This is a genomic window from Paraburkholderia sp. GW821-FHT02A12 (assembly GCF_059422005.1).
This window is the reverse complement of sequence record NZ_JBWKWA010000001.1, coordinates 4,325,223-4,341,827: the sequence shown is the minus strand read 5'-3', so window position 1 is coordinate 4,341,827 and position 16,605 is coordinate 4,325,223. Positions and strand designations below refer to the sequence as shown.

The following is a 16,605-nucleotide window of genomic DNA, read 5'->3' as shown; positions in this document are numbered from 1 at the left end:
GCTGTTCGAAGCCGCTATGAAGCGCCCGGAAACCGCGCGTTTCCGGCTATTTCAGCCTGTAACAAGGTATCCGCGTGCGGCCTTGCCGTCAGAAGCTGCATGGTAGAATTGCGGGCTCCAAACTCGTCTCTTCGCCGACGCCATGAACATCGTGATTTTGGCGGCAGGCACCGGTAAGCGCATGCGCTCCGCGCTTCCCAAGGTGCTCCATCCTTTGGCCGGCCGGCCACTCCTCGCTCACGTCATCGACACTGCCCGCACGCTCGAGCCCACGCGTCTCGTCGTGGTGATCGGCCATGGCGCCGAAGCCGTGCGCCAAGCCGTGGCGGCGCCGGATGTCCAGTTCGCCGTGCAGGAGCAGCAGCTCGGCACCGGCCACGCGGTGCAGCAGGCGCTGCCGCTGCTCGATCCTGCGGTGCCCACGCTCGTGCTGTACGGCGATGTGCCGCTGACCCGCGCCAGCACGCTGCAGGCGTTGACCGACCGCGCGGGGCAGGGCGGCTACGGCGTCCTCACTGTGACGCTCGCCGACCCGAGCGGCTATGGCCGCATCGTGCGCGACGCGCAGGGCAAGGTGTCGCGCATCGTCGAACAGAAAGACGCGACGCCTGAACAACTGGGTATCGCCGAAATCAACACCGGCATCATCGTCGTGCCGACCGAGCGCCTCGGCGGCTGGCTCGCGTCGCTGAAGAACGACAATGCGCAAGGCGAGTTCTACCTGACCGACGCCGTCGAACTGGCAATCGAGGCAGGGCTCGAAGTCGTCACCACGCAGCCGGACGAAGAGTGGGAAACGCTTGGCGTGAACAGCAAGCAGCAGCTTGCCGAACTCGAGCGGATTCATCAGCACACCGTCGCCGATGCGTTGCTGGTCGCGGGCGTCACGCTTGCCGATCCGGCGCGGCTCGACGTGCGCGGCACGCTCGAATGCGGGCGCGACGTCTCGATCGACGTGAACTGCGTGTTCGAAGGCCGCGTAACGCTGGCCGACAACGTGACGATCGGACCGAACTGCGTGATCCGCAACGCGTCCATCGGCGCGGGGACGCGTGTCGATGCGTTCACGCATATCGAGGGCGCCGAAGTCGGCGCGAACGTCGTGCTCGGGCCGTATGCGCGGCTGCGTCCCGGCGCGTCGTTGCAGGACGAATCGCACGTCGGCAATTTCGTCGAAGTGAAAAACGCGGTGCTCGGCCACGGCTCGAAGGCGAACCACCTGACCTACATCGGCGATGCGGACATCGGCGCGCGCGTGAATATTGGCGCGGGCACCATTACCTGCAACTACGACGGCGCGAATAAATTCCGCACGATCATCGAAGACGACGTGTTCGTCGGCTCGGACACGCAACTCGTCGCGCCGGTGCGCGTGAAGCGCGGCGTGACGATCGCGGCGGGCACGACGGTCTGGAAGGACGTCGAAGAAGACATGCTGGTCCTGAACGACAAGACTCAAACGAGCAAGACGGGCTATGTCCGTCCGACCAGGAAGAAAAGCTGATGGGCACGGCGCGCGTGAGGCTCGCCCCTGAAACCCGGCCTTGAAAAGGAATTAAGCCATGTGCGGCATTGTCGGCGCGGTTGCGCAACGTAATATCGTCCCCGTCCTGATCGAAGGACTGCGGCGTCTGGAGTATCGCGGCTACGACTCGTGCGGTGTCGCCGTGCTCGGCAACGACGGGCCGCGCCGCGCACGCAGCGTCGCGCGTGTGGCGGATCTCGACGAACAGGTGCACGAGAGCTGTCTTGAAGGCATCACGGGGATCGCCCATACGCGCTGGGCAACCCACGGCGCGCCGGTGACGGACAACGCCCACCCGATCTTCTCGAAAGATGCGCTCGCGTTGGTACACAACGGCATCATCGAGAACTACGAGTCTTTGCGCGAAATGCTGCGGGGCAAGGGTTACGCGTTCGTGTCGCAGACCGATACGGAGGTTATCGCGCACCTGATTCACAGTCTGTATCGCGGTGATCTGTTCGCCGCCGTGCGCGAGGCCGTCGGGCAGTTGCACGGCGCGTACGCGATCGCGGTGCTGCACAAGGATCAGCCGCATACGGTGGTCGGCGCGCGGCAAGGTTCGCCATTGGTAGTGGGCCTCGGGAGCGGCGAGAACTTCCTGGCTTCGGATGCGCTGGCGTTGGCCGGCAGCACCGAGCGTTTCATTTTCCTCGAAGAAGGCGACGTTTGTGAGTTGTCGCTCGACGGCGTTCGCATCGCCGAGCGCGACGGCAACGAAGCGCGCCGCGAAGTGCGTCAGGTTGCAGCGTATGGCGGCGCGGTCGAACTCGGCCCGTATCGTCACTTCATGCAAAAGGAAATCTTCGAGCAGCCACGCGCGATCACCGACACGATCCCGCCAGCCGATTCGTTCGACGCTTCGCTATTCGGCGCAGGCGCGGACAAGGTGTTCGCGGATATCGACAGCCTGCTGATTCTGGCGTGCGGCACGAGCTACTACTCGGGGTTGACCGCGAAGTACTGGCTCGAATCGATCGCGAAGATTCCGACCCAGGTTGAGATTGCGAGCGAGTATCGCTATCGGGACTCGGTGCCGAATCCGAAGTCGCTGGTGGTGGTGATTTCGCAGTCGGGCGAGACGGCGGATACGCTGGCCGCGCTGAAGCATGCGCAGTCGCTGGGGCACAAACATACGCTGGCGGTGTGCAATGTGGGCACCAGCGCGATGGTGCGCCTGACCGAGTTGTCGTTCCTGACACACGCGGGGCGCGAGATCGGTGTGGCGTCGACCAAGGCGTTCACGACGCAACTGGTCGCGCTGTTCGTGCTGGCGGTGACGCTCGCGAAGTTGCGTGGGCATGTGAATGCGGCGCAGGAGGCGGACTATTTCAGGCAGCTGCGCCACTTGCCGGCCGCGTTGAATAGCGTGCTGGCGCTGGAGCCGCAGATCATCGCGTGGTCGGAAGAGTTTTCGCGCAAGGAGCATGCGTTGTTCCTCGGGCGCGGGTTGCATTATCCAATTGCGCTTGAAGGCGCGCTGAAGCTCAAGGAAATTTCCTATATTCACGCGGAAGCGTATCCGGCCGGTGAGCTGAAACATGGGCCGTTGGCGCTCGTGACTGAAGCCATGCCGGTCGTGACGGTGGCGCCGAACGACGCGCTGCTGGAAAAGCTGAAGTCGAATATTCAGGAAGTGCGCGCGCGCGGCGGCCAGCTGTATGTGTTCGCTGATGCGGATACGAAGATCGTCAATGATGAAGGGCTGCATGTGATCCGGATGCCGGAGCACTATGGCCTACTGTCGCCGATTCTGCACGTTGTGCCGTTGCAGTTGCTGGCTTATCACACGGCTTGTGCAAGGGGCACGGATGTGGATAAGCCGAGGAATCTGGCGAAGTCGGTTACGGTGGAGTGAGGGGGGCAGGCTCGGCACCGGTATTTGACGGCGCACAAAAAAGGCTGTACCTACACAAAAAAAGTTTGTACCAGCCGCCTCTTTGGAAGGCATCGCCATCGGTTGTCTCGAGTACTCGGTACAACCGATGGGCCTGGTACCCCACGCAATTTTTAGTCTTCGTAGTTAAGCGTCGCGGGATTGGTGTTCCTGAAGATTAAGTAGAACGGTTGCTGAAGTGCACCACCAGAGGAGTTGGCCGGCACGATGACGTCGCACAGCTTGGTCGTGGGGCTGCAACGCCGCACCTGACCGGCGGTCGTGGCATCGCCGCCAGTGATGGGGATGAACAGATTGCCCCCCGGCCCGAAAATGATTGCCTGTGCAAAGGCCCTGGCGGCACCAGGCGCCGATAAAACGAGTTCGTTGAGAAGGACGCCGGTCCGGCCATCAAGTTTGAGGATTTTATCGCTATCGCTGGAAGTTGCGCGGAAGCTCGTCACCCACAGGTTGCCTGCGCTGTCGAAGACCAAGCCCTCCGGGCGGTGCAAGGCCGGGACACTGGTGTTAGATGCGAACACGTCAACAAATGCCTTGGTGCGGGCATCGAAGCGCAAGATGTATCCGGTGAGCGGGTTGTAGAGCGGGTCCTTCGGGTCGAGGCAACCCACTGCCGAGACATACAGAAGACCGTCCGGCCCGAAAACCACACCGCGTGGATGGAACTCGGCAGTGAACGCTTGCCGGTCCAGATTGCCTAGAAAGGCGCCCGCAGCGTCATATTCTTTGACGTTGCCTTGATTGGCACACTTGCCAGCCTGGTCACCGATATCGGCCACGTAGAAGCCGTTGTCCCGCCCTCCGCGTACGATGCCACGCGGCGCGAAGGGTGCGTTTCGGTCGCTCGAGGCGACAAGTTTGCCGACAAAAGTGCCGGTCGCACTGTCGAACTGCAGAACCTCGCCGCTTTGGCCGGTGCCCAGGTTCTGGTTGACAACCACAAGTTGTCCGCCCGTAAAAATCATCCCCATGGGTCCCTTCAGCCCGGCAGTCTTCGGCGCAATGAAGGCGCCAAGATATGTCCCGTTCGAGGCATCGAAATGCTTGGCTGAATTGTCCCCGACGTCGCCAACGAACAGTTCCTGCGCCCTTGAGGATTGGCCGACCGACAACGCACTTAACCCCAATGCTGCGGACAGCAGGATGGAGCGCAATACATTGCGATAAGTCGACCGATGTTTTGGCTGCAGGAAGCCGCAGCGCGAAGAGACGAGAAAACGTGCAATCATTTTGATGCCTCCATTTAATACGTTGTTTGCTGCGTGTGACGACACAAACGTCGCGGTAAGTGCGGCGCCGGCTGCCTAAGGCGTTCTATCCGCCGTTTGCCGATGTCGACGAAACCGAATCATGGGTCGTTGCGGCGCCGGCCGCACCGGCACTCTCGCCACCCCCGCATCCCGCTAACGCCGCTGTAACCAATATCGCGATTGTCAATGCCTGCAATGCTCTGTTGACGAGCGGGAGCGAGTCATTCATGGCGACCTCCAACGAGGGGCGAAACTGACGAGTTATTCATCGCTATCGAGAAACGCAGGCGGCCACGGAGGTGCCTGCTGCTTTCAAACCGGAGCAAGACTGAGGGCGGCCATTGAGCACCGAAGGAGGAAGCTTCCATGATTGGCCCTCTCAGAGGCAGTGCCTATAGCGCACAAGGGGGCGGCGCTGCTCGGTGCCGCCTAACTCCGCTACTTCGCGAGCGGGTGTAAATCAACCAGCTCAGCGGGGAAGCTATCCAGGGCGACTCGACTGTCTTGATTGGTGGAGATAGCGAGAAGGCCAGTCTGGCTGACGGTGCACATACCCAAGGTGCCCTGTGGCACCCCAACGAGATTTGCGTAAGAAGGGGTGAGCGGTCCGGTTGCTTGCGCCCGGAAGGCTGCGTACGTTAGGAGGCCAAATGAGGCCACCAAATCGAGCCACAAGTCATTGGGCGTCGTAATGTACGTGATATCGAGGAATGAGTTGCCCAGACACACCCCAGAAGGCGTCGCGCCGAGGGGGTTAGGACGAAAACCGAACAGGACCGGATTGGTCACAAGTTGAGTACTGAAGTCAGGTGGGAGTTGCCCATTGCCCGGCAGGTTTGTCAGCTGAATCACCCAGGTGTTCGCATTCCGTGTGTAGAGCAGTACGCGCACCGAGACGTTACCACTACCGTCGGTAAGCGACTGCACCATGGCCTTACTATTTATTGTGTCGATTGTTGTGCCAAATGCATTGTTGAACGCTTTGTTCTCCAACCCGGCATAGTCGACTGTGGCGACCAAGGGCGCTGGCATTGGCGCCTTCTGTAACGGCGCTAAACGGGAAAACCAGTCAGCGAAATTTGCCGAAGGTGGAATCTGGCCGAAAGACTGACCCTGGGCGTGCAGCCAAGCCCCAATCGGGTAGATGGTCGCTGCTCCGTCGGCGCGGGCTCGACCTGGCAGCAGACCCACGCCGCCAAGGGCAGCACCAGCAACAACTCCGCCTGCAGCTTTGAGCCAGCCGCGACGAAAAGACAAGAGAGAATGTGTCATTTCAGTGTCTCCTATGGTTCTACGGGAAGACTATCCGGATGCCGTAATGGCTGTCGCCTACTCTCGGCATCCGGTGAAACCCATTGCAATGGATGTGACAATTGCCGATGCCTGCAATACTTTCTTGACGAATGGGGCCAAGTCGTGTGGCTATCGAAGAAAACGCAGGTGGCCTAGCCTGCGTTTTCCTTAGCGGAAGCCGCGCAAGGCAATGGCTCACGTGAACGGAGCCGACGTGTTTGCGGTTGGTACGGTCTCAACTCACGAGAAACGCGCGAAGAAACGGTCGAGGTTCTGCTCGGCGTTCCTGCCGTCGCCGACGCGATACTGCACTGCGCGCATTGCTGCAACCAATTCGTGCCGACTCCTTCTATCAGACGCGTTTTCATGTTCACACCTTGATTGCGAGCAAGCATTCATCCGGAGCGTTTCGGTGAAGCCGGTGGCGATAAATCCGCCAATCCGAATCAGCCAAACGCTCCCCCTCCATCCTCATAGAGATGGGGAGAAATCCATCGAATCGGTCGTCTGTTGGGAACGCGGAGCGATGTCTCTACTTCAATGAGAGATTGCCGCGACCGGAACCAGCGTTATAGTAGGGAGGGAGTACTGCATCACTAAGCCATTGCTTGGCGGTTTAGTGCTGACAGACAGGTGCTAAGCGTTGCACAGAAGTCTGCCGGTGGTGACTTTTTGAGTCAGCAACCGCATTAGGATTGGGTTGCATGATGTGTTATAGGCGGGCGTTGAGGCGAATACAAGATAGCGGCGATAAGGCTCTAGCTAGAGGCTGCGAACCCGGTGAAGAGCGGACCGCAAGGCGACGTACGCGGCTTCGCGGGTCATTAGACCGCCGGCTTGAAACCGCAATGTCATGACGAACTCCCTGTCGTGATTTGTCTGCAGTAACAGTCGGTGCCAGCCTGCACAATCCCGCTGAAAGAGGGAGCATGTGTTGATTTGACGGCGAAGATAGCGACGACAACGTTGAATATCCGGGCGTTGTGAGCCTGTCAGAATTTTAGTGTGCCGAGGTCATGAGACGATAACGGAAACAACGTCCTATGACCGAAGCAACTGTGACTAAAAAGATCAAGAACCCGAAGGCGCCGAAGCTGTTCCCCGATGAACTGATCGATCAACTGCTGGCGCAGATTCAGAACAAGGATGCGGAGTCGGTTCTCGGCGAATCGGGCCTGGCCGGGCAACTGAAGAAACAACTGGCTGAGCGCATGCTGGCGGCGGAGCTAACGCATCACCTGGAGAACGAGGCGGAGCAAGGCAAGGCCGGCAACCACCGCAACGGCACGAGCCGCAAGACGGTCATCACGCCCAACGGCGAACTGAATCTGGACATTCCGCGTGACCGGCAGGCGACATTCGAGCCGCAACTGGTGGGCAAATATCAGCGCCGGCTGCCGGGTTTCGACGATCACGTCATCAGCATGTACGCGCGCGGCATGAGCGTGCGCGAGATCCAGGGCCATTTGCTGGAACTGTATGGCCTGCAGGTGTCGCCCGATCTGATTTCGACTGTCACCGATGAGGTGCTGGCCGAGGTCGAACAGTGGCAGCAACGCCCGCTTGAGGCAATGTATCCGATCGTGTATTTCGACGCACTTCGGCTGAAGATCCGCGACGAAGGCACGGTCAGGAACAAGGCGGTGTATCTGGCGCTGGGCATTCGCGCCGACGGCCGCAAGGAAGTGCTGGGTTTGTGGATCGAGCAAACCGAGGGAGCCAAGTTCTGGCTGAAGGTCTTCAACGAACTGAAGAACCGTGGCTTGCACGACATCCTGATCGCCGTCGTCGATGGCTTGCGCGGTTTCCCCGAGGCGATCGAAGCGGTGTATCCAGCCGCGCAGATCCAGACGTGCATCGTGCACCTGATCCGCAATTCGCTGAATCTGGCGAGCTGGAAGGACCGTAAGCCGCTGGCAACCGCGCTCAAGCCGATCTATCAGGCTGCCACGGCCGAAGCGGCGGCAGTCGCCCTGCAAGCCTTCTCTCAAGGCGAGTGGGGGCGCAAATTCCCCACCGTGGCCGCGATGTGGCAGCGCCAATGGGAGCAAGTCATCCCGTTCTTCGCCTATCCGCCGGAAGTACGCAAGATCATATACACGACCAATGCGATCGAGAGCATGCATATGCAGCTGCGAAAGATCGTCAAGAACCGCGGTCACTTCCCCAGCGACGAAGCCGCCAGCAAACTGCTGTACCTGGCCTTGCGCAACATCGAAAAGGATTGGAAGATGCCACCTATTACCTGGCGGCAAGCAGTCAATCAGTTCGCCATTCTGTTCGGCGAGCGGTTCACCGCCGCCATCAGCTGAGATTTTTAACCGACCTCAGCACACAAAATTCCTGACACCTCCGGCGTTGTCGAACATGATCCCCTCCGTTGCACCATTCACGGAACAGCGCGACGCGACGTGAGGTCGTACTGTTCCGTGCAATTTAGCTAAGCCTCGCAAGAATCAACTCATGATTTCTGCTCCCCCACGGCTTCATCCCGCGCATCCGGCTTGTCGGCACCGGACTGCATGCCTTGCATCATGAACAGCATCGACAGCGGACACACCAACGAGCAGGCGACCAGGATGAATGACGTCAGGGACCCTCGAAACTGTGGCAGCGCCCAGTAGCCGAGCGCGAGTACCAATGCGAGCGCAAGTCCGGTCGTCACCATCGTCTTTGTATTGCACTTCATGGTTGCTTCCTTACTGAAATTAGATTGGTATCCATGTCTGGAAGAAATCCGCGTCACTTCGACGGAGATGTACCCGCCTGGTCCGAGTACTTGAGCATGATGTCGCCCATCGCCTTCATCATTTCGCCGTGCATGCGCATCGCGGTCTTCGGGTCCATGCCCATATTGCCGCCCATCATTGGACAGCTGCCCATCATGCCGCCGCCCATTCCTCCCATTCCCATCATGGAGGAGCCGTGTTCGCGTGTTTGCGCGGGTGAGCTCGGGTTATTGCCCGTACCACCGGCTGCCATGGCAACAGTACCTGCGGTCAATAGATGCGCCGACAGCGCTGCTGCTCGTAGAAATTTCGTGGTCATGTAACTCTCCGGATTCGGTTTAATCGTGTCACTGAGAAAGCAGTTTCTGACGCGCGGGTCGACGTTCATCACGTGCGCGGCAAACGTGCGTGAGCCACGGAGTGAAGCCGTTCGAACCTGGTCGACTAGGGAGTTACAGCGAGCGCGGCGGAGGTGCCGGCAGTTCGGGAATGAACTGTTCTGCGAACGTGCGGGCGACAGCCCGATAGACAGGCGAGGAAGGTAAAACCATAACGGCGTACATCACGGGTATGCCAGGCACACCGCAGACGAGGCCGCCCCCCATGCAGCCGTGACATGCAGGCTGGGCGTTGACGGCGTGGTGACTGGCTCCTTGCTCACACGTCACCATGTCCGCCCCGTGTGAGGCTTGTATCTGCTGATGGGCGGCCGCCACCGCCGCTGGACAAACCGAAGCCTGCGCCGGGTAGCCGAGCAGCGGCAACCACGCAATCAGAAAGCACGCGACGAGTTTGGCCCAGACTTTCATGGATTTCAGTATAGGTGCTGCGGCAGCACATCGCGTGCTGCCCCTCGAACTCGTGTACAGGTTCACGCTACTGCCCCCATTGCTTCAGATGCGCGAGGAATGCATCGGCACCGACGAATCCCGCAAGTTGGGCATCGGGTTGTTGTCGGCCGTTCCGGCCAAAGAAAATCAGGGCCGGCGGCCCAAAGAGCCCGAAGCGCCGCAGCATCGCGGTATCCTCTGCGGTGTTCTTCGTCACATCGATTCGCAACAGCTTCCAGTGAGCAAATTCGCTGACCACACGTGAGTCGGTGAAGGTAAAGCGCTCGAGTTCCTTGCAGCTGATGCACCAATCTGCATAGAAATCGACCATCACAGGCTGGCCGCCCGCTGCCTTCAGCGCCTGGTCGAGTTCGGCATTCGACCGTACCGCCTCAAATCGTACGGTTGCATTTGCATTCACGTCTGCGCTCGCCGATGACGACGAACGCATAACGCCTCGAAGCGGTTCCAGAACGTCGAAGTTGCCCGATGCAACACCAATGAATTCAGCAACTCCGGCGACCAGCAGCAATATGCCAAGCGCCTTTCCCACTCGGGAAATACCGGGTGCGTCAGGCGGAAGCGGGTCAAAAGCCCTGAGCATCATGCCGCAACTGGTCAGCAGCAGCGCGACCAGTATCATCAACAGCCATCCTGGCAGCAGCGAATAGACAAACCACAATGCGGCGGCGAGCAGCATGACGCCAAGCGTGTTCTGAATTGCAATCATCCAGTGGCCCGACCTGGGCAGAATGTGCGCCCCGAACGTGCCGACGAGCAGCAATGGAATGCCTATCCCGATGCCCATCACATACAGTGCCAGCGCTCCGCCGACGACATCACGGCTGTTCGCGATATAGAGCAGCGCACCTGCCAACGCCGGGGTCGAACACGGCCCGACAATCAGTGCGGATAGCATACCCATCACGAACACCGGAACAATCCGCCCGCCTGGCAGGCGATTGCTCCAGTCGGTAAGTCGGGTTTGCCAGCTGGTTGGCAGTTGCAGCCTGAACAGGCCGAACATCCCGAGCGCAAGGATAACCATGAGCAGGCCAAAGCCCGCCAGCACCCACGGCTTTTGCGTCACGGCCACCAACGGGATGCCGATGAGTGCAGCAATGGTGCCGGCGACCGCGTAGGTAATTGCAAGCCCTTGCACATAGGCGAGCGACAGCGCGAAGCCTCGTCCCAGGGACGACCGCTCCCAGGTTCCTCCTATCACGGCCGTTACGATGGGGATGAGCGGATACATGCAGACCGTGCCTGCAATCAGCAGGCCGGCGAACAGAAAACCCAGCAGCTCCGGTAAGGAAATACCGTTCGCTGGATGCAGGTTGATTCCAGACACGGTGGGCGACGGGCTCTCGCCAACGCTCGGGAATTCTGTGACGCCAGCCGTGGCTTTATTCTCTGTTGCGACGGACGTCACAGAGCCATCGGCCGCCACACGATAGCTTCGCGTCTGCGGCGGATAGCAGACACCCGCGTCCGCGCATCCCTGCGATGTGACGGACAGCTCGACGCTGGGCGCTATGGGGCGAGGCAAATGAATATGGATTTGCACCGGTCTGTGGTAGACCGTGACCGTGCCGAACGTCGGGTCATTTTTCAGTTCTCCGGGTGGCATCTGGTCCGGTTTCATCGGTGCGCCGTCAGCCGCAAAGCTGAACCTGTCCCGGTACAGGTAATAGCCGGGCTGTGTGTCGAAATACAGCGCTACCTCTTGCTGCGCATTGAGCGTGACCCTCAACGGGAACGCCTGTTCAGGCGGCAGCAGGTCGGACTCGTTCACCGCGTGAGCAGCCAGCGACGTCAGTATGAACAACAAGCCGAGTGCGGCCCACAATACGCGGTTGAGCGTATCCTTCGGACGGCAAATGCCTCGCTGGGCGGAAATTGATGTCGTTCGCATCGCCTGGCCTCTATCCACGCAAGCCGGACTGCTGGCTCACCACGGACGGAGAGCCTGCAGTCCAGTGTGACTACCTCATTACGACTGCTTTTCCAGCTTCACGATGGTCAGCGTCCCATTCACGTTTTCGACACGAACCTTCACCTTGTCGCCCTCGTGAACCTGCTTGACCATCACAGTATCCTTCGCCTTGAACGCCATCGTCATCGGCGGCATCCCGACGTTCTCCAGCGCCCCGTGCATCAGCGTGACCATGCCGGTGGCCGGGTCCACCTTCTTCACCTCAGCGTCAGTGAGCGCGCTATTCGACGACGGTTTTGTAGCCGACGGTTTCATGGACATGTTCATGCCGGCCATGTCGTCACCGGCAAACGCAGGCGCGGCAACGATGGCTACAAGGGCAACGGACGCAACAATCAACTTCTTCATTGAATTTCTCCAGTTTGGGTAGATGGCACTTTCATGCCGGAAGGTACTGCATGGGGTAGCCGCGCACCGCTTGCCTGCCTCGCGCGGCGGCGCTGAAGCAGGAACCAGGCTGCGGGAATAACGAACATCGAAAGGATGGGCGCCGTGACCATGCCACCGACCATCGGTGCGGCGATGCGCTGCATGACTTCCGAGCCAGCGCCGTGGCCGACCATGATGGGGATGAGACCGGCGAGCACGACCGCAACCGTCATTGCCTTCGGCCTCACGCGCAATACCGCGCCTTCCCGAATCGCGTCGAACAGAAGCGCCTCGGTCAGCGGTTCGCCGGCTTCCAGCCTGCGATTCAGCGCCCCCTTCAGGTACAGCAGCATGACGACGCCGAACTCCGCCGCCACGCCCGCGAGCGCGATGAATCCGACTGCGGTCGCGACAGATACCGCGTGGCCCAGAATCCAGATGAGCCAGAAGCCGCCGACCAGAGCGAACGGCACGGTCGACATCAGCAGCAGCGCATCAGCCGCAGAGTTGAACGTCAGGAACAACAGCACGAAGATGACGACAAGCGTCACGGGGATAACCGTGCGCAACTTCGCCGCCGCACGCTCCAGATATTCGAACTGTCCAGACCATGCAATCGAGTAACCGGGAGGCAGTACGACCTGTTCCGCAACAGCACGCTGCATTGCTTTCACAGCCGACTGCAGGTCCGTGTTACGGATGTCCACGTACACGTAGCCAGAAAGGCGCGCGTTCTCGCTGCGAATCATCGGAGGGCCATCGGCAATCGTGATGTGCGCGACATCGCCGAGCTGGATTTGTGCGCCACGGTCCGTGACGACCGGCAGCTGACGCAGCCTCTCGAGCGAATCCCGGATTTCGCGTGGATAGCGGATATTGATGGGAAACCGCTCGCGGCCGGCAATGACTTCGCCGACGTTGTCACCACCCACTGCTGAGGACACGACTGACTGGATGTCCGCCACTGCAAGCCCGTAACGCGCTGCCGCCAACCGGTCGATGTCGATATCGATATACCGGCCGCCGTTCAGCCGTTCGGCCAGTGCGGACGTTACGCCGGGTACATTCTTCACGGCAGATTCAACCTGCGCCGCGATTCTGTCGATGTGCCCAAGGTCGCTGCCGGAAATCTTGACGCCGACCGGCGTCTTGATGCCGGTCGACAGCATGTCCAGACGATTCCGGATGGGGGGTACCCACACGTTCGACAGCCCCGGCACCTTGACGGTCCGGTCCAGTTCGTCGACCAGCTTCTCCGGTGTCATGCCGGGACGCCACTGACTGCGCGGCTTGAACTGGATGGTGGTCTCGAACATCTCGAGTGGCGCCGGGTCGGTCGCAGTGTCAGCACGGCCGGACTTGCCGAAGACGGTCGCCACCTCTGGCACCGTCTTGATGAGCCGGTCGGTCTGCTGGAGTAGCTCGCTGGCCTTTTCGGCAGAGATTCCCGGAAGGGCCGTCGGCATGTACAGCAGGTCACCCTCGTCGAGCGGCGGCATGAATTCGCCACCGAGCTGAGAGAGGGGAACTACCGACGCGGCGAGCGCGACCACTGCCAGGCCGATCGCAACCCACGGCCGCCGCAGCGTCGCTTCCAGCAACGGTCGGTATAGTCGAATCAGTACGCGATTGATGGGGTTGGCGTTCTCGTGCGGAATTCGGCCCCGGATGAGGTAGCCCATCAATACCGGCACCAGCGTTACCGACAGGCCGGCCGCAGCGGCAATCGTGTAGGTCTTGGTGAAGGCAAGTGGCGAAAACAGCTTGCCTTCCTGCCCTTCCAGCGAAAACACCGGGATGAACGACAGCGTGATGATGAGGAGCGAGAAAAACAGTGCGGGCCCCACCTCAGCCGCCGATGTCGCGATGAGCTCCCAGCGCTGTGCCGTCGTGATTGGTTCTCCCGGATGGTCGTGCTCGTACGCCTCCAGATGCTTGTGGGCGTTCTCAATCATCACGATGGCCGCGTCAATCATCGCGCCGATGGCAATCGCAATACCGCCCAGCGACATCAGGTTCGCGTTGACACCCTGATAACGCATCACGATGAACGCGGCCAGCACACCGAGCGGCAGCGACAGAATCGCGACAAACGCACTGCGCAGGTGGAACAGGAACACCGCGCAGACCAGCCCAACGATGATGAATTCCTCGATGAGCTTGTCCTTCAGGTTGTCCACCGCGCGCTCGATGAGCTGGGAGCGGTCGTAGGTCGTCACGACCTCGACGCCGGCCGGCAGTGAACGCTTCAGGTCGGCGAGTTTCGCCTTCACCGCGTCGATTGTCGTCAGCGCGTTCTTGCCGGAGCGCATGACGATGACACCGCCAGCTACCTCGCCCTGGCCATTCAGCTCGGCGATGCCCCGCCGCATTTCGGGTCCTATTTGAATCCGGGCTACGTCACCGAGCAGAACCGGCGTGCCTGCCTCGTTGGTCCGCAGCACGATGTTGCGGAAATCGTCGAGGGAATGCAGGTAGCCGGACGACCGCACCATATATTCGGACTCGGCCATCTCAACGACTGACCCGCCCGACTCCTGGTTCGCCTTGCCCAGCGCGTCAGATACCATCGCTTGCGTAATGCCGTATGCGCGCAGCTTGTCCGGGTCGAGCACAACCTGGTACTGGCGCACCATGCCGCCAATGCTGGCGACCTCAGACACATCCGGTACGGACTTCAATTCGAACTTCAGGAACCAGTCGTTCAGCGCGCGCAGTTGTCCGAGGTCGTGCTGTCCGGTCCTGTCGACAAGTGCGTATTCGTACACCCAGCCCACGCCAGTTGCATCCGGTCCAAGGGAGACGGTCGCCCCCTGCGGCAGGCGGCTCTGCACCTGATTCAGATATTCGAGCACCCGCGAGCGCGCCCAATACTGGTCGGTCTTGTCGTCGAATAGCACGTAGACGAACGCGTCGCCGAACGACGAATACGCCCGGATGGTTTTTGCCCCGGGGACACCGAGCAATGTGGTGGTGAGCGGATACGTGACCTGGTCCTCGATGACCTGCGGCGCCTTGCCCGGATACGACGCCTTGATGATGACCTGCGTATCGGACAGGTCAGGCAGCGCATCGAGCGGCGTTTGTGTAACCGAATAGACGCCCCAGGCCGTGACGAGCACGGTCGCCAGCAGCACGAGGAACCGGTTGTGGATTGACCACCTGATAAGACGCGCAATCATTTGGCGCCTCCGACCGGCTCGACCTTCGTCAGCTGGTAACCATCATCCGACTGTCTGAAGACGAAATGCACCGTCTGGCCGGACCTCACGTCCGGAAAGGCAGTTGGCGACGGTTTGCCGAACGACATCGTCATTGCGCCCCAGCCTAGGGCTGGGACCGGTTGGTGCGAGAACGTGATGTCCCCGGCCGTCACCTTTTCGACCTTGCCGGTGGTCTCGTATGTTTTCGCTGCAGGTGCAGCCGGCGCGGACGCGGGCGCAGGCGCAGGCGCGCTCGGCCCCGTACCTGCGCTGCCTTCCAGTCGTGGCAGAACCGATTTCAGGCTGGCCTCGGAGTCAATCAGGAACTGGCCGGACGCGATGACCTGCTCGCCGTCACTCAGGCCGCTCAACACCTCGGTCTCATCGCCGACATCGTTTCCAACGGTGACGGATACGGGCTGCAGACGGCCATCGCTCTTCCTGGCGATAACCACCGAGCGCTTGCCCGTCGTGATGACTGCCTCAGACGGAACGAGCAGACGCGATACCGCCTTCTGTCCACCGACACGCACCCGCATCAGCATGCCGGGTGTCAGCTTGAGCGCGGCGTTGTCGATTTCAAGGCGTGCCTGCAGCGTGCGGCTGCTGGTGCTGATGCCGGGCAGGATTTCGCGAATCTGCCCCTTGAAGTGCTGGGTCGGGTCTCCCGCGAACGTCGCATCCACCGTCATGCCGGGCTGCACGCTCAGTGCAAGCGCCTCGGGGATTTCGACGATGAGCCACAGCTTCGAGAGACCAGCGACCTTGGCAAGCGTCTGTCCTGGTGCCACCATCGCGCCATCCCTGACGTTCAGTTCGCTCACGACACCTGTTTCCGGCGACGACAGAACGACATGAGTCTGTGCCTTTCCGGTCCGGTCAAGGTTCGCGACGACACCGTCCGGAATCGACATCGCCCGCATCCGCGCGCGCGACGCTTCCAGCATGCTGCTATCCATCCCACTGCGCTTGAGCGCGAGATACTCTTCCTGCGGTGCCAGCCAGTCGGGTACGAACAGCGACGCAATCGGTGCCCCTTTCGCAATCCGCTGCATCGGCGCGCTGGCATAAAGGTGGTCGATGTAACCCGTGACGCGCGACTGGACAACGTCTGACCGCGATTCGTCGAATTGCGTGGTGCCGACAGCGTCGAATCCCTCCGTCGTTTCCTGCCGACGCACGGTCGCGTAGCGAATGCCCAGGTTCTGCTGCAGCCCTGAGTCAATCTTGATGCCACTCGCGCCTCCCTCGTCGGCATAAACCGGCTCCAGCTGCATGTCCATGAAAGGCGACTTACCCGGCTTGTCAAAATGCTGGTTCGGGACCATCGGGTCATGCCAGTAAAGCACCTTGCGACCCGTCTTCGGGTCAACCTTGTTGCCGGACGGTGTGGCTGCGACAGCGCTTGTGCCACCCATCGCAGGACGATGCGTGCCGGCGACATAGCCGAGGCCGAGGAGCACCGCGGCGGCAAACGCCGTTAAAGCCGCGCGCGCCAGTTGTTTCTTTTGCATGT

General features: G+C 60.7%; 12 protein-coding genes. 3 read left to right on the top strand and 9 right to left on the bottom strand.

What is annotated here, in order from left to right; translation table 11 throughout:
• The first annotated feature begins 142 nt into the window (after positions 1-142).
• Both glmU and glmS read left to right on the top strand, forming a co-directional pair.
• Positions 143-1,504, top strand: coding sequence for a bifunctional UDP-N-acetylglucosamine diphosphorylase/glucosamine-1-phosphate N-acetyltransferase GlmU (gene glmU, locus AC07WT_RS20070; protein WP_494948204.1), 1,362 nt, complete (start codon positions 143-145; stop codon positions 1,502-1,504).
• Positions 1,505-1,562: 58 nt separating this feature from the next.
• Entirely contained in the window at positions 1,563-3,380 is a 1,818-nt protein-coding gene (glmS, locus tag AC07WT_RS20065; RefSeq protein WP_494948203.1) for a glutamine--fructose-6-phosphate transaminase (isomerizing), read from the top strand.
• Positions 3,381-3,532: 152 nt separating this feature from the next.
• On the opposite strand, the gene AC07WT_RS20060 is transcribed toward glmS, so the two are convergent.
• On the bottom strand, positions 3,533-4,648 hold the full coding sequence (locus AC07WT_RS20060; protein ID WP_494948202.1) for an NHL repeat-containing protein: 1,116 nt from the start codon (positions 4,646-4,648) through the stop codon (positions 3,533-3,535).
• Positions 4,649-5,107: 459 nt separating this feature from the next.
• Positions 5,108-5,941, bottom strand: coding sequence for a hypothetical protein (locus AC07WT_RS20055; RefSeq protein ID WP_494948201.1), 834 nt, complete (start codon positions 5,939-5,941; stop codon positions 5,108-5,110).
• Between the two features lie 1,064 nt (positions 5,942-7,005).
• Between AC07WT_RS20055 and AC07WT_RS20050 the strand changes: the two genes are divergently transcribed.
• The gene (locus tag AC07WT_RS20050; protein ID WP_492596521.1) at positions 7,006-8,274 is read left to right on the top strand and encodes an IS256 family transposase; all 1,269 of its coding nucleotides are present in this window, start codon (positions 7,006-7,008) and stop codon (positions 8,272-8,274) included.
• Between the two features lie 149 nt (positions 8,275-8,423).
• On the opposite strand, the gene AC07WT_RS20045 is transcribed toward AC07WT_RS20050, so the two are convergent.
• The 7 genes from AC07WT_RS20045 to AC07WT_RS20015 all read right to left on the bottom strand — a co-directional run bounded on the left by AC07WT_RS20045 (position 8,424) and on the right by AC07WT_RS20015 (position 16,603).
• Positions 8,424-8,651, bottom strand: a complete 228-nt coding sequence (locus AC07WT_RS20045) for a DUF2933 domain-containing protein (protein ID WP_492592689.1) — start codon at positions 8,649-8,651, stop codon at positions 8,424-8,426.
• A 53-nt stretch (positions 8,652-8,704) separates the two neighbouring features.
• Positions 8,705-9,010: a hypothetical protein gene (locus AC07WT_RS20040; protein WP_494948200.1), complete on the bottom strand. Its 306-nt coding sequence runs from the start codon at positions 9,008-9,010 to the stop codon at positions 8,705-8,707.
• A gap of 133 nt (positions 9,011-9,143) precedes the next feature.
• Positions 9,144-9,500, bottom strand: a complete 357-nt coding sequence (locus tag AC07WT_RS20035; RefSeq protein ID WP_494948199.1) for a hypothetical protein — start codon at positions 9,498-9,500, stop codon at positions 9,144-9,146.
• Between the two features lie 67 nt (positions 9,501-9,567).
• A complete protein-coding gene (gene dsbD / locus AC07WT_RS20030) occupies positions 9,568-11,436 on the bottom strand; it encodes a protein-disulfide reductase DsbD (RefSeq protein WP_494948198.1) in 1,869 nt (622 codons plus the stop codon).
• Positions 11,437-11,514: 78 nt separating this feature from the next.
• On the bottom strand, positions 11,515-11,865 hold the full coding sequence (locus AC07WT_RS20025) for a copper-binding protein (RefSeq protein WP_494948197.1): 351 nt from the start codon (positions 11,863-11,865) through the stop codon (positions 11,515-11,517).
• On the bottom strand, positions 11,862-15,068 hold the full coding sequence (locus AC07WT_RS20020) for an efflux RND transporter permease subunit (protein ID WP_494948196.1): 3,207 nt from the start codon (positions 15,066-15,068) through the stop codon (positions 11,862-11,864). The genes AC07WT_RS20025 and AC07WT_RS20020 overlap by 4 nt, the downstream gene beginning before the upstream one ends.
• Entirely contained in the window at positions 15,065-16,603 is a 1,539-nt protein-coding gene (locus tag AC07WT_RS20015) for an efflux RND transporter periplasmic adaptor subunit (RefSeq protein ID WP_494948195.1), read from the bottom strand. The genes AC07WT_RS20020 and AC07WT_RS20015 overlap by 4 nt, the downstream gene beginning before the upstream one ends.
• Positions 16,604-16,605: the final 2 nt, after the last annotated feature.